Below are 15,191 nucleotides of genomic sequence, written 5' to 3' on the forward strand. Positions count from 1 at the left end.
ACAATGACAAAACCTGTTGTATTAAGTGGCGTGCAGCCATCAGGCGAATTAACCATTGGGAACTATCTTGGTGCATTGCGTCAATGGGTAAAAATGCAAGACGATTACGAATGCCTATTCTGTATCGTAGATTTACATGCGATTACTGTTCGTCAAGATCCTGCTGCATTGCGTAAAGCCACCTTAGATGTATTAGCACTTTATTTAGCTTGTGGAATTGATCCTGAAAAAAGCACTATCTTTATTCAGTCTCATGTGCCAGAGCATACTCAATTAGCTTGGGTACTCAATTGCTATACTTATTTCGGTGAAATGGGGCGAATGACTCAATTCAAAGATAAATCTGCTCGCCACGCAGAAAATATCAATGTTGGTTTATTCACTTACCCAGTGTTAATGGCGGCAGATATTTTGTTATATCAAGCGAACCAAGTGCCAGTTGGAGAAGATCAAAAACAGCATTTGGAGATTACGCGCGATATTGCAAATCGCTTTAATGCACTTTATGGTGATTTATTTGCGGTGCCAGAGCCGTTTATTCCAGAAGCAGGTGCACGCGTTATGTCATTGCTTGAACCTGAAAAGAAAATGTCAAAATCAGATGAAAACCGTAATAATGTGATTGGGTTATTAGAAGATCCAAAAGCTGTAGCCAAAAAAATTAAACGTGCAGTGACAGATTCAGATGAACCACCTGTAGTTCGTTATGATTTACAAAATAAAGCAGGTGTGTCTAACTTATTAGATATTTTATCTGGCGTAACGGGCAAATCTATTGTAGAACTTGAAGCAGAATTTGAAGGCAAAATGTATGGTCACTTAAAAGGTGCGGTAGCAGATGAAGTATCAGCAATGCTAACTACATTACAAGAACGTTTCCATCATTTCCGCAATAACGAAGCGTTGCTAAATAAAATTGCTCGTGAAGGCGCAGAAAAAGCGCGTGAACGTGCGAAGAAAACTTTAGATGCTGTTTACCAAGCTGTTGGTTTTGTAGCGTAATTACTTCACTTATCTTTTAAAACTGAACCGTACGTTGGAGTAAAAAGTGCGGTTTTTTTATTTCTATCATAAAAAAGAGTTTTTATGATAGAGGATTGCATTCCCTTAAAAATATCGCTAGATTGTAATGATATTTATTATCATTTAGTAAAAGTAAGGAGAAAACATGCAACAGAAAGTGCTGGTAGGTTCACTTAGTTTAAGCTTCAGTATGGTTTTAGCAATACCAACAGTTGCTTTTGCTGAGTCCAACACAGAAAAAACAACCATAAATAAATTAGAGACTATTCATGTTAATGAGAGTGAAAAAGGTGGAGAGTATGATGAGAGCTTGATCAAAACTTACTTGTCTGCTGGCTCTTATTCTTATTTAACTCAATCTGATATTACTCAGTTTAGAGGAAGCTCTGTTGGAGACTTTCTATCAGGTATACCAAGTGTGATTGTTGGGAATAAACGTAATAGTGGTGCACTTTCAGTCAATATTAGAGGTATCGCCAATGAAAATAGAGTACCTGTTTGGGTAGATAATGGACTACAGTCGGTCCCCTCTTGGCAAGGCTATGCTGGCTCATCGACACGTACATACTTAGATCCTGATTTAATAAGCCAAGTTGAGATTGAGAAAGGACCTTCTTTAGCGAATGATGCAACAGGTGCGATTGGTGGTGTTGTACGTATGAATACGATTAGCTGGAAAGACATTGTCACAGAAGGTAAAGATTGGGGCGTTCGCTTGAAACTGGGCACAATGACAAATACTGTTGCACCTCCTGAAAATTATACTAGAGGGGGTTATCAAACAAGATATATTCATAAATGTCTTAGCAATACAACGGGATTATGCCAAATGCAAACTTATGCCCCCTCTGCACGTTATTCTTCTCATGGACTTGACTTCAATTCTTATAATTACAGTCTTGCATTTGCTAAAAAATGGGATAATGCTGATCTTGTTCTGGCATATGCTAAACGTAAACAAGGTAACTACTTTGTAGGAAGACACGGGCAAACGCCACAAATTGATAATATTAAAGTAGAAGAGGATTCTGTCGAAGTTTTAGAACCGCGTCAGCATGAAGATGTTGAAATAGGTATATTGTCATTTAAGAAAAATCGCAGCACACTTTATCGTCCTGGTGAAGAAGCATTGAATACATCACAAAATAATGACTCCTATTTAGCGAAAGTCAATTTTTATAATAACGAGCATCGTTTAGGGCTCGCATATCGTCATTATCGTAGCCATTTCGGTGAAATTATGAGTTCAATTTTAAATTTTAGGGCTTATGGAGCACTGCAAGGTGAAGGGACAGAAGTGAAGGTAGATAACTATAATTTAAGTTATCAATATAACCCGAATAATCCCTATATAAATTTGAATATCAATACTTATTATACACATAGTGACTCATCAAATTTTACTCCACTTATTGAAGAATATGGCTATTCATTATCTAGTCGTCATGCTCATTTTTTGATTTCAAAACAAAAAGGATTGAGTGTTGATAACACAAGTATTTTTCAAATTAACAACCAACCTTTAACTTTGAAATATGGTGTTGCACATAACTATGAGCGTATTTATCCACCTCGTAATGCATTACAAAGAGTTAGAGCAAAAGGCTATCCCGATAATGCGATTGCCCCACTCTATGTTCGTGATGGTAAACGGAAGGAAATGAGTGCATTTATTAATGTGAGTTATCCATTTGTATCTTGGTTAAAAGCTGATGTTGGATTACGTTATATGCGTTCAACAATTTACGACTATGTTGTGCGAGAAGAAAAAGTGCATATTGGTGATAAACCAGTACCTCGTCCAGGTGGTGGAGTTGATTTTATACCACAATATAAATATGTTGTGCATAAACAAGAACCAATTAAAAATAAAGGATTTTCACCGATTGTGATGCTCAGTTCAGAAATTATGAATGGCACGACGCTTTATGTGAAATATGCTCAAGCATTGCGTTCACCAAGTTTATTCCAAGCAACTAAAGGTTGGAGTATGCAATCAACAGCAGATAACTTGGAACGCCTTAAACCTGAACGCGCTAAAAATTGGGAATTAGGTATCAGTGGATTTTACGAAAATATTGGCAATAGAGATAATGTTGTTGGTTTTAAATTAGCCTATTTTCATAACAATGTGGATGACTATTTAACTCGAAGTTTTGATCGTAAAAGTGGTGTCACACAAACTTTAAATATTCAAAGTGCTCAGTTCACGGGTTTTGAAGCATCAGCCTATTACGATATGCGTAAGTTTTATACGAAGTTATCTGGCACGTATTATACAAAAACACAATTTTGTTTAACGCCTGAACAAGCAGGAAAAGAACCGCAATGTAATTCGGGTTATGTGTACCGTAGTAATCTAAATAATGCCGTTCCTCCTCGCTTAAATTTACATATTACATTAGGTTCACGCTGGCTGAATGAGCAATTAGATATTGGCGCTCGTTATAGCTATTATAGTAAACGTCTTGTACCAGTGCTTTCAGCAGAGCGCTTTGTGAATACTTCAAGTATTGAGTGGGCCCCTTACTCTTTAGTGGATTTATATGCGAACTATAATGTATCTGAGCATCTTAAATTCACGATGACAATGGATAATGTATTTAATCGTTATTATTTAGATGTAAATAATATGGGGTTAAATACTGCACCAGGTCGTACTTTACATCTTGGTCTAGAGTATCGTTTCTGATCATAAACATTACGTATAATAACCGCACTTTGTGATGAAGTGCGGTTTTTTATTTATAGCTAGACAAAGTCTAGCTATAAAAACCATACGCTTTGCGTATGGAACAGAAAAGCTTAAGCGGTGAGCAGAACAAAACATCCTCCTATAATGAACAAGGCTGACAACCAAAATTCAACATATAGGAGGATAAGTCATGGCAAGTAAATCCAATGACGATTCAAGTCTATCACACACAAGATGGAACTGTAAGTACCACATAGTCTTTATCCCTAAGTATAGGAGAAAAGCAATTTATGGAAAATTGCGAGTTGATATAGGAGGGATACTAAGACAATTATGTCACTACAAGAATGTAGAGATAATAGAGGCATATGCAATGAAAGATCATATCCATATGCTGTTAAGGATACCTCCAAAACTGGCCGTTTCAAGTTTTATGGGGTATTTAAAAGGTAAGTCATCGCTAATGATATTTGAAAGACATGCAAATTTAAAATATAAGTATGGGAATCGAAATTTTTGGGCGAAAGGCTATTATGTAAGTGCAGTAGGTTTAAATACAAAAATTGTAGAGGAATATATCCGAAATCAGGAAAAGGAAGATATGATTCAGGATAATTTATCGAAGAAAGAATATATGGACCCCTTTAAGGGGTAGGCAACAGAGTTATTGAACGGTTGTCAGACTTCACATGCCCCTTGAGGGGCATGTGAAGTACTAGGCCCTTATAGGGTGGCCTAAAAACCGCCCGTTTTACGGGCGGATTGTTATTTAGTTAAATTTAGGTTTTTTATCCCCTTTATTATATGATGCATACTGTTAGTAAAATTTAGATTGGAATTATTGTGCGGTATTGGTTGTCAAAGCAACTACAGATCAAGGGATCTTGATTTTTTGATTGATAGCGTGAATGTTAATTTTTTAGTAGGTAAAGAGAGAGGAAAGTGCGGTGAGATTTTTAAAAAGTTTTTTTTATGTGGCTTTAGTTTACTTACCCAATGTATGGGCAAATGCGGATTTTAATATTAAGTATAGCTCTAATTATCTCATGCCTGCTTATGTGCATTTTAAAGCGGGCGGTAGCCAGTATTCAGTCAATGCTAAAATTAATGTGCCACTTTATAATATTCAGTTCTTGTCTAAAGGTAAGCAAAGCAGTAAGCAGTTTGAAATGATCGATTATAAAGATATTCGCAATGGCAATCCCTATGCAACATCAACAATCCAAGGCGACACTATTGAATATGGTAAAGTCAAAAATGGGCTGACTAAAAAAGCGTTAGAACTTCCCACGTTCGATTTGTTTACAATGGCATTTCAGCTAAGCTATTACGACAAATTACCGATTAATTTTCAAATTACGAATGGAAAAAAATTGTACCCAATGCATAATGTGTTTGTGAAAAAAAGCGAAGATATCGTTAAATATAATAAACAAGAGGTTACCCAAATCACGTATCAATTTAAAACGGGTGATAAAGATATCGTAGTGAAGAAATTTGTAGGTGAGCAATTCCCTCGTTTCATTTCCTACAATCGAGATGGCGACAATTATGAGCTGACATTTAGTGATTTTGTGAAATAAGATGTATAGCAAAAAAGTGCGGTGAAAATGACCGCACTTTTTTGTTGGTTTAGACTAAGAAATAACGATAGGCTGGGCTTTCCGTTACATCTTGATAAACGTAGCCGAGTTTTTCCAAATGTTGGTTAAATGCTTCAAGATCGTCATCATTTAGTTGGAAACCTGCAAGAACATTACCGTAATCAGCACCATGTGCACGATAATGGAATACGGAAATATTCCAATGTGTTTTCCCGAGTGTTTCAAGGAATTTTAATAATGCCCCTTTTTGTTCTGGAAATTCAAAACTGTATAAACGTTCTTTAAAATCGCTATTTGAACGTCCACCGATCATATAGCGCACGTGAGTTTTTGCAATATCATCATTAGATAAGTCGATTAAATCATAACCATTACGCTGTAATTGATCGATAATACTGTTTTTTTCCTCTTCTCCGCTGATGCGTACCCCTACAAAAATACAAGCTTGCGCATCATCAGCATAACGATATTTAAATTCTGTGACAGGCACTGCACCGAGAATATGACAAAATTTTAAGAAACTACCCGGTTTTTCAGGAATCGTCACCGCCAGTAACGCTTCTTGTTGCTCACCAATTTCACAACGCTCTGACACATAACGTAGTGTATGAAAGTTTAAGTTTGCACCAGAAAGAACGTTAATTAAGGTTTCCCCTTGGATATTGTGTTCTTTCACATATTTTTTTAATCCAGCTAACGACAATGCACCAGAAGGTTCGGCAATAGCACGTACATTCTCAAAAATATCTTTCACTGCAGCACAGATTTCATCACTATCAACTAACACTACATCATCGATATATTGCTGACAAACTCGGAAAGTTTCATCACCAATCCGTTTGACCGCAACGCCATCAGCAAATAGCCCAACACGGTCTAGATCGATTGGTCTCCCCACTTTTAAAGCTTTATATAAACAGGCTGAATCTTTTGACTCAACGCCAATGACTTTGATTTCTGGCATAAGTTGTTTAATGAGTACAGCGATACCTGCGGCTAAGCCACCACCGCCAACAGGCACAAAAATACGATCAATTTGAGTATTTTGTTGCAATAATTCCATGGCTAAGGAACCTTGCCCTGCAATGACAGCAGGATGATCAAACGGAGGGATAAATGTCATATTTTTAGTTTCAGATAGTTCGATCGCTTTGGCTTTTGCCTCATCAAAGTTAGCGCCATATAACAAGACTTCACCACCAAAACCGCGCACTGCATCGACTTTAATACTCGGTGTATTTTGTGGCATGACAATTAACGCACGCAAGCCCAATTGTTTTGCCGAAAGTGCGACGCCTTGAGCGTGATTTCCAGCCGAAGCAGCGATGACACCCGCATGTTTTTGCTCCTCGTCTAACCCTGCAATCATGGCATAAGCACCACGCAATTTAAAGCTATGCACAGGTTGGCGATCTTCTCGTTTGATAAATACCTTATTACCCAAACGTTCGGAAAGTTTTGGCATTTCTTGTAGAGGCGTCACTTGTGCGACTTCGTACACTCTTGAGCTGAGAACTGCTTTTAAATATTCGGCCCCAGTAGGTTGAGTTGAAGTTAAGTTATTGACCATAAATTATATCCGTTTATTTCATTATGTTAATCTGTCGCCTGAGGGCGAGTTACTTTTGGGCTTGTGTAAAAAAGTAACCAAAAGAAACATGTCCCTGATTTTTCTTCTTTCTTTGTTATTGCAAACCTTGAGAATCAACTTTAAAAGCGCCCTTGTTTGGCAAGCTCAAACACTGAAAGTTGTTCTCAAAAGTTAACGCAACCGCTACGGTAAAAAATAAGGGGGAACAGGGTACGTTATACTCATTTAAAGATAAGTTGAAATCTCTTAAAAACTCACCGCACTTTGAATACTTCTGTTCCCTCTTTATAAGATAGTAATGTTAAATTTTGCTTTTATCTCTTACCGCACCTTTATCGGCTGATGTGGCAAAATGGCCGTAGACTTTTAAGGCAAAGGAGACTTCACGTTGGCGGTTTGCAGGTTGCCAGCCGAGTTTATTTTGTTTTACACGGCGTTGTGCGAGTTCTTCTTCCGCTACACATAATTGGATCGTACGGTTTGGGATATCAATTTCAATTGTATCTCCATCGCTGACCAGACCTATCGTGCCACCTGCTGCCGCTTCTGGCGAGACATGTCCAATAGATAAGCCCGATGTTCCGCCAGAGAAGCGCCCGTCTGTTAATAACGCGCAGGCTTTACCTAATCCCATCGATTTTAAATAGCTGGTTGGATAGAGCATTTCTTGCATACCTGGTCCACCTTTTGGTCCTTCGTAACGGATTACGACAACGTGACCCGCTTGGACTTTACCACCTAAAATGCCTGCAACAGCATCTTCTTGGCTTTCAAACACAATGGCTTTGCCAGTGAATTTGAGAATTGACTCATCAACGCCTGCTGTTTTGACAATACAACCGTCTTGTGCGAGGTTACCAGAGAGCATAGCTAAACCACCGTCTTGGCTGTAGGCAAATTCTTTACTACGGATACAACCATTCTCACGATCATCATCGACTGTATCCCAGCGGCAATCTTGTGAAAAAGCTTCTGTAGTACGAATCCCAGCAGGGCCTGCACGGAAGAATTTGTGTACATTTTCATCTTGTGTGAGTTTGATGTCATAATGTGCCAATTGTTCAGCAAGACTTAATCCTAAAACAGTGTGTGTGTTATTATGCAATAAGCCTGCACGATCTAACTCACCTAAAATTGCCATAATACCGCCTGCACGATGTACATCTTCCATATGATATTTTTGTGTATTAGGCGCAACTTTACTCAAACAAGGTACTTTGCGAGAAAGGCGATCAATATCTGCCATAGTGAAATCCACTTCAGCCTCTTGTGCAGCGGCTAATAAATGTAAAATGGTATTAGTAGATCCTCCCATTGCAATGTCAAGACTCATGGCATTTTCGAACGCCGCTTTTGTAGCGATATTGCGTGGTAAAACACGTTGGTCATCTTGCTCATAATAACGTTTGCATAGTTCGACAATTTGTTTACCTGCCTCTAAAAAGAGTTGCTTGCGATCAGCATGAGTCGCGAGACATGAACCGTTACCAGGTAAGCTTAAACCGAGTGCCTCAGTTAAGCAGTTCATAGAGTTTGCAGTAAACATTCCAGAGCAGGAGCCACAAGTTGGGCAGGCAGACCGTTCGATTTTGTCACTATCTTCATCGGATACATTTGGATTTGCGCCTTGAATCATTGCATCAACTAAATCGAGTTTAATAATTTGATCAGATAATTTAGTTTTGCCTGCCTCCATTGGACCACCAGAGACGAAGACAGTTGGGATATTTAAGCGTAATGCCGCCATTAGCATGCCTGGTGTGATTTTGTCACAGTTAGAAATACATACCATCGCATCAGCACAATGTGCGTTGACCATATATTCCACAGAATCCGCAATTAAATCGCGTGAAGGTAGGGAGTAGAGCATTCCACCATGTCCCATAGCAATACCATCATCCACGGCAATCGTATTAAATTCTTTGGCAACTCCCCCTGCTTTTTCAATTTCACGGGCGACTAATTGTCCAATGTCTTTTAAATGTACATGACCAGGAACAAACTGAGTAAAAGAATTGACTACAGCAATAATGGGTTTCCCAAAATCCTTATCTGTCATTCCTGTTGCACGCCACAGAGCTCTTGCCCCCGCCATATTGCGACCCTGTGTGCTTGTTGCTGAACGTAATTTTGGCATAATCTCTCCAAGTGTAATGTTGTGTTAGTTTTAAGAAATAAATTTTTTTGAGAATATCTCGTTTAACTTAATATTATTTTGCTTTAAAGCTTTTATATAAAAATATAATGTAGGAAATAAATCTATTAGCATTCCAAATCCAAATATCATTGATATACTATATAAAGACATAACAATTACTTCTGTTTTATATAGTATAAATATGACTCCATAATATCCAATGTTGACAAATATAGATTGATAAAATATATACTTAGTTATACCTAGTCCATAAATTGTTGCGTCAAAAATAGAGTTGTTAAACATGAAGCATAGATAGAATATTGTTTGTAGTATTATTAGATCAATAACAATATTATTTTTATTTCCAAGTATAAGTGGCATGATTAAATCCAAAAATGGAAGGGTTAATATCCAAAATATTGAAAATAATAAGGTTAACATAATATAAGAGTGTGTTTTAATTTTTATATTCTCAACACTTTCTGCAATATCTCGCTTTACAACTTCAGATAGAGCTAATGAAGGGGCTAATAAAATACCCCAAATGATACTATTTGCAACCCAATAGTTGCCCTGTTCTCCAATTTCATTCATCATAGATAGAATCATAATAAAAAATACTGCATTACGTACAAGAGATTCAGCACCTGAGAAAAAGCCTAATTTAAACCATGATTTAATCCAGTTTTTATTAAAAGTAAATTCTTTATTTATAATTAATTCATGGAAATTAATTTTTGAAATGATATAGATTGATAGTAGAATGTTTATAATTAAGTTGGAAATAGCTATTCCATTAACGCCTAATTTTAAAGAGTAATCATTTTGTGAGATTATAAATAGGTCTGAAAAAAATAATAAAATAGATTTAAATAAGAATAGTTTGAATATTTCTTTTATTTTATTGCTTACCGCTAAATAAATTATTAAGTATTCTAATGATATTGAGAATAAAATTGCAACTGACTCAATTTTTATATATGTAGAAGTTTGTGCTATCAGTTCTTTAGTTTGTTTAGCAAAACTGAGTAGCTCATTAGCAAAGAAAAAGATACATAAAGATAAAATACAATGAAATAAAAATACAACATATAAGCCGCTTAGCGCGCTATTTCTAAGAGTTAAATAGCCTTTCCTCTTCGCCTGATAAAGCATAAAAAAAAGGGGAAGTAATATTCCTTCTTTAAGTATTTCATAAAGAATATTTAGCCATTGAATTTGACTTGCAATATTGAATCCCCATTCATTTGGCATGTCTCCGATAAAATGCAAACGGATAATATTCTGTAATGAAGGGATAAGAATAATTAATAGAAATGTAAACCATAGCTTAAAGTCAAATTCTTTTAGGCTGTTCATATTTATGTACCTTATATTTTTTTATGTTCAGTTTTATTAGGTCGCAATGAGCCCAAATAGATTGCTAACATCGTTAAAAATGCGCCGCACCATTGTAATCCGTTGATTGCCTTATGAAGCAATACATAATCAATTATTAATGCAGCTACGGGCTCCGATAGTAAAAGTAATCCCGTCACACTAAGTGATAAAAGTGGAATTGAATAGGCGATCATACCCCAAGCTAAACATTGCATGATAGCGCCATAAACCAGTACTAATCCTACTTGTTCCCATGTTGTTGGATAAAGTTGAGTGCTGTTAAGCCATAAAGCAGGTAAGAGCAAAATCAACATTCCCCCCACACTAACACGAAACATTAACGGGAAAATAGGGGTAACTGCGGCTTGCTGTGTTTTGCGAATATAGACCATCGATAATGCCAACATCAAGCCTGATACGATACCCGAAATAAATCCCCACAACGCATTTTGATTTTGTTTAAACTCTGGGCTACCAATTAATGCAACACCAAAGACTGCGAGGCAGAGGCTAAATAATTGTAATTTGCTTTGCCGTTCATGAAACCAAAAGAAACCAATTGCTGATAGCCAGAAAATTTGTAGGCTATTTAATAAGGTTGAAATGCCTGGTCCTACAGCATAAATGCTTTCATGCCACAAGGCTAAATCTAAACCTAAAAATGCACCAGAAATAAGGGCATAATGTTTGGCTTGTTTTGATATTGGTGCAATTTGTTTAAATAAGCTTGCTAATATATAAAAAATAATCGCGGCAACTAATAAACGCCAAAACGCAATAGCATAGGCACCAATAGGCACATAAGCTACAATTAAACTGCCAAGACCAAAAATAATACAGCCAACAACTAAGCCAATCATGGCGGTTTTTTCTGTGAGCGCGATATGTGCCATATTTTTCCTTTAAACAGCAATTATTCGGTGAGAATAAACTCAGCTGCTTTGTGTGCGTGTAATGTGGTTGTATCAAAAAATGGTAGCGTTGCATCCCGCTGATTAATTAATAAACCAATTTCGGTACAGCCTAAAATTACCCCTTGAGCACCTTGTTTTTCTAAATCTGCAATTACATCAAGATAAAATTGTTTCGATTCGGGGTTGCTTTTGCCGATACAAAGTTCAGTAAAAATAATACGATGAATTTCTTGTTGCTGCGCATGGCTTGGGATAATAGGGATAATGTTATGTGCTAATAAAAGATCTCGATAAAAATGATCTTGCATTGTAAATTGTGTCCCTAATAATGCAATTTGCTTAACTTGTTTGGCTTTAATCGCTTCTGCCGTAGCATCAATAATATGCAGAAAAGGGACATCAATTGCTTCAATAATATGAGACGCAACTTTATGCATTGTGTTAGTTGCTAACAATATTCCTTCGGCCCCTATTTGGGTTAATTTTTGTGCAGCGGTCGCGAGGATTTCCCCTGCTTTTTGCCATTCGCCTTGTTTTTGTAAACGCACAATTTCTTCAAACTCAATATTCACCATCACTAATGGTGCACTATGATTTCCACCTTTTGCTTGATTAACTAACTGGTTGATTAAACTATAATAAGTTACCGTACTTTCAGGTGACATACCGCCAATAATACCGAGTGTTTTCATGAGCAGCATCCTTATCTGTTTTATGCTTGAGTATGGTTAATAGTGAAGACATCGTACATTTTACTTAATTGATTAATGAGTAAACTTAAAGCTCGCTCACTTTTTAGTGTAAAATGACAATATGCTTTGTCATTTTCTGTCTGTACTTGCATTGCTACGACATAAAAACCGCGATGACGGATCACACGTAAAATACGCTCAAGTGTTTCTGGACGTTGATTTGCTTCTAATGTGAATTGATAAGTTTGCATATAAAAAATTTCCTCAAAATCGACCGCACTTTACATGTTTTCTAACATATCCATATTACACGCATTAGGTGGTACTAATGGCCAAACATTTTCATTACTTGGGATACAAACATGTAAGAAGTAGGCTTCTTTGCTTGCGAATAAGCGATCTAGAGCAGCATCGACTTCTTCCCCTTTCGTAATACGTTCGCCTTGAATACCAAAAGCAGCAGCTAACATGACAAAATCAGGGTTATCATCTAAAATCGTGCTACTAAAACGAGCATTAAAGAACAGCTCTTGCCATTGACGCACCATACCTAAACGTTGATTATCTAATAACACGATTTTAATAGGTGCTTTACCTCGTTTAATTGAGCCTAATTCTTGAATATTCATCATGATAGAGCCATCTCCAGAGATAACAATTACTTCATCTTCTGGACGTGCTTTCTTCGCCCCAATGGCTGCTGGTAAACCAAAGCCCATCGTGCCATAACCTGCTGATGTAATGTAATTTGTTGGTGCAAAGTGCTGTATATGTTGGGCTGACCACATTTGATGCTGCCCCACATCTGTGGTGATCACCGCATTTTGTGGTTTTTTGTTGGACAAAGTATGTAATAACCAGAGTGGATTGATAAAGGTATCGCCTTGATTATCGCTATAACAAAAATCATGCTGTGCTTTAAGTTGAGCGACACGTTGTTGCCAGTCTGTAAGCGTTAATGGCACACTGAGTGCGGTTAAAGCTTGTACAATATCACCACACAATGCAACATCAGGGCGGCGTAATTTGCCGATTTCAGCGATATCAATGTCGGCATGAATAACTTTAGCATGAGGAGCGAATGTTTCTAATTTACCCGTTACGCGATCATCAAAGCGTGCACCAAAGGCAAGTAATAAATCACATTCTTGGACTGCATAGTTAGCAGCTTTAGTGCCATGCATCCCAATCATCCCCATATAGTAAGGGTTATCTGGATTAATGCTACCTAGTCCCTTCAATGTGGAGACACTTGGCATTTGGGTGATATCTAAAAAGTGACGTAATGCAGGAACAGCATTTGCCATGCCTACACCGCCACCAACATACATAACAGGACGTTTTGCCGATTGTAATAACGCGAGTGCTGCAGATAATTTGTCCTCAGACAGCGTAGCAGGTTGTTCATGCTCAAACACAACGGGTTTGAGTGAGGTTGGAGCAACTTGTACATCTTTTGGAATATCAATTAACACGGGACCAGGTCTACCGCTTGCGGCGATGTGAAAGGCTTTTGCGATAATAGTAGGGAGTTCTTCAATATTTTGAACTAAAAAACTATGCTTCGTGCAAGCGAGGGATAAGCCTAATACATCTGCCTCTTGAAATGCGTCGGTACCAATTAATGGAGACGCGACTTGACCTGTAATAGCAACAACGGGAATTGAATCCATCAGTGCATCCCCTAGCCCAGTGATTAAATTAGCCGCACCAGGTCCTGAAGTCGCGATACAAACTCCCACTTGACCACTTGCTCTGGCATAACCAATGGCAGCCATTGCAGCGCCTTGTTCATTACGGCAGAGTAAATGTTCAAGCCCTGCATCATAAAGAGCATCGTAAACAGGCATAATTGCGCCACCAGGATAACCAAATACAGTTGTGACACCATGCGCTTTCAAACTTTCTGTGACTAATCTTGCCCCATTCATATAAATCACCCTTACTCATTTTATATATAAAAAACCCTCGCTGCTTATCAGACGAGGGTTATATTTGATCTATTTGGTTTCTTGCTAATCAAACATTAACACACTCGCCCCGCAGTGATAATAATCACCACGAGGTTAATAATAATGTTGATCACAGGGCGTAATGCCATCATTTTATGTCCAAATAGTAGTATGTTGTTGTGTGTTTTATATTCATATCATATTTTTTTTTTCACGCAAACAATTTTTTTAACAAAATTATAAAAAATATGAAAACGTTTTCGTTTATTGTGCTCTTGTCTAATTTATTCATTTCTTAGCGACACTCCCTTGGCTGTGCTATCATAGCGAGAATTTTTCGATAAGAAGATAGAGATAGACTATGCAAAAATTGCCTTTTCGTGCCATTGTATCTGATTTAGATGGTACGTTGCTTAATACCAATCATGTGGTTGGTGATTTCACTATTGAGACATTACAAAAACTGGCTGCTAAAGGCGTGGATATTATGTTAGCAACAGGTCGTAATCATACAGATTTGCTCCCAATCTTAAAAAAAATCAACATTGAAAATGCGGTGATGATTACCTCAAATGGCGCAAGAGCACAGGATTTACAAGGTAATTTGTTAGTCCGTAATTACATTCCTGAATTGACTGCATTTGAGATTATGAACTTATCTTTTGATCGTACACGTGTATGTGTCAACTCATATCAAGGGGATGATTGGTTTATTAACATCGACGTGCCTCAGCTACGTAAATACCATCAGGATTCTGGTTTTATGTATGAAGTAGTGGATTTTGCTCAACATCATGGACGAGCCACAGAAAAAGTGTTTTTTATTGGGCGTGAACCTCAGGATTTAGTCCAGATCGAAACCCATCTCAAGACCGCATATGGGGATAGTACTAGCATTACTTATTCAACTCCTGTTTGTTTAGAAGTGATGAACCAAAATGTATCAAAAGCCAGTGCATTAGAGCAGGTATTAGCCAATCGTGATTATGGGATGCAACAATGTATTGCTTTTGGTGATGGTATGAATGACGTACAAATGTTAACCCAAGTAGGAAAAGGGTGTGTGATGGGGAATGCGGATCCGCGTTTAAAAGCTGCCTGTCCAGATTTAGAAGTGATTGGTTTAAATGCACAAGAATCGGTAGCAAATTATATTCGCACACTATTTAATATTACATAATTAAATTTCATTTATTGTTC

12 protein-coding genes are annotated in these 15,191 nt (G+C 37.4%); 5 read left to right on the plus strand and 7 right to left on the minus strand.

Features of this window, described 5'->3' with window-relative positions; genetic code table 11:
• The first annotated feature begins 3 nt into the window (after positions 1-3).
• The 4 genes from trpS (at position 4) to K7G93_RS09080 (ending at position 5,301) form a co-directional block, all read left to right on the plus strand.
• Positions 4-1,002 carry a tryptophan--tRNA ligase gene (trpS, locus tag K7G93_RS09065; protein ID WP_049215339.1) on the plus strand — a complete coding sequence of 333 codons (999 nt, stop codon included), beginning with the start codon at positions 4-6 and terminating at the stop codon, positions 1,000-1,002.
• Between the two features lie 166 nt (positions 1,003-1,168).
• Complete coding sequence (locus tag K7G93_RS09070; RefSeq protein ID WP_226690503.1) at positions 1,169-3,715, plus strand: TonB-dependent receptor domain-containing protein; 2,547 nt, start codon at positions 1,169-1,171, stop codon at positions 3,713-3,715.
• A gap of 193 nt (positions 3,716-3,908) precedes the next feature.
• A complete protein-coding gene (tnpA, locus tag K7G93_RS09075) occupies positions 3,909-4,373 on the plus strand; it encodes an IS200/IS605 family transposase (RefSeq protein ID WP_228400326.1) in 465 nt (154 codons plus the stop codon).
• Between the two features lie 292 nt (positions 4,374-4,665).
• A complete protein-coding gene (locus K7G93_RS09080; protein WP_226690511.1) occupies positions 4,666-5,301 on the plus strand; it encodes a hypothetical protein in 636 nt (211 codons plus the stop codon).
• 49 nt (positions 5,302-5,350) lie between these two features.
• Here the strand turns inward: K7G93_RS09080 and ilvA are convergent, their stop codons facing one another.
• The 7 genes from ilvA to ilvG form a co-directional block, all read right to left on the minus strand.
• Positions 5,351-6,892, minus strand: coding sequence for a threonine ammonia-lyase, biosynthetic (gene ilvA / locus K7G93_RS09085; protein WP_226690510.1), 1,542 nt, complete (start codon positions 6,890-6,892; stop codon positions 5,351-5,353).
• Positions 6,893-7,214: 322 nt separating this feature from the next.
• Complete coding sequence (gene ilvD, locus K7G93_RS09090) at positions 7,215-9,050, minus strand: dihydroxy-acid dehydratase (RefSeq protein ID WP_226690509.1); 1,836 nt, start codon at positions 9,048-9,050, stop codon at positions 7,215-7,217.
• Between the two features lie 30 nt (positions 9,051-9,080).
• A complete protein-coding gene (locus tag K7G93_RS09095) occupies positions 9,081-10,412 on the minus strand; it encodes an MATE family Na+-driven efflux transporter (protein ID WP_223667765.1) in 1,332 nt (443 codons plus the stop codon).
• An 11-nt stretch (positions 10,413-10,423) separates the two neighbouring features.
• Positions 10,424-11,326, minus strand: coding sequence for a DMT family transporter (locus tag K7G93_RS09100; protein WP_202384063.1), 903 nt, complete (start codon positions 11,324-11,326; stop codon positions 10,424-10,426).
• A 20-nt stretch (positions 11,327-11,346) separates the two neighbouring features.
• Positions 11,347-12,039 (minus strand): aspartate/glutamate racemase family protein, encoded by a 693-nt coding sequence (locus K7G93_RS09105; RefSeq protein WP_223667767.1) that lies wholly within the window; start codon positions 12,037-12,039, stop codon positions 11,347-11,349.
• 20 nt (positions 12,040-12,059) lie between these two features.
• Positions 12,060-12,290, minus strand: a complete 231-nt coding sequence (gene ilvM, locus K7G93_RS09110) for an acetolactate synthase 2 small subunit (protein ID WP_049215352.1) — start codon at positions 12,288-12,290, stop codon at positions 12,060-12,062.
• A 30-nt stretch (positions 12,291-12,320) separates the two neighbouring features.
• Positions 12,321-13,970 (minus strand): acetolactate synthase 2 catalytic subunit, encoded by a 1,650-nt coding sequence (ilvG, locus tag K7G93_RS09115; RefSeq protein WP_226690513.1) that lies wholly within the window; start codon positions 13,968-13,970, stop codon positions 12,321-12,323.
• Positions 13,971-14,352: 382 nt separating this feature from the next.
• Between ilvG and K7G93_RS09120 the strand changes: the two genes are divergently transcribed.
• Positions 14,353-15,171, plus strand: coding sequence for a Cof-type HAD-IIB family hydrolase (locus tag K7G93_RS09120; RefSeq protein ID WP_226690512.1), 819 nt, complete (start codon positions 14,353-14,355; stop codon positions 15,169-15,171).
• Positions 15,172-15,191 lie beyond the last annotated feature (20 nt).

It is taken from the genome of Pasteurella canis (genome assembly GCF_020810675.1).
Classification (GTDB): domain Bacteria; phylum Pseudomonadota; class Gammaproteobacteria; order Enterobacterales; family Pasteurellaceae; genus Pasteurella; species Pasteurella canis.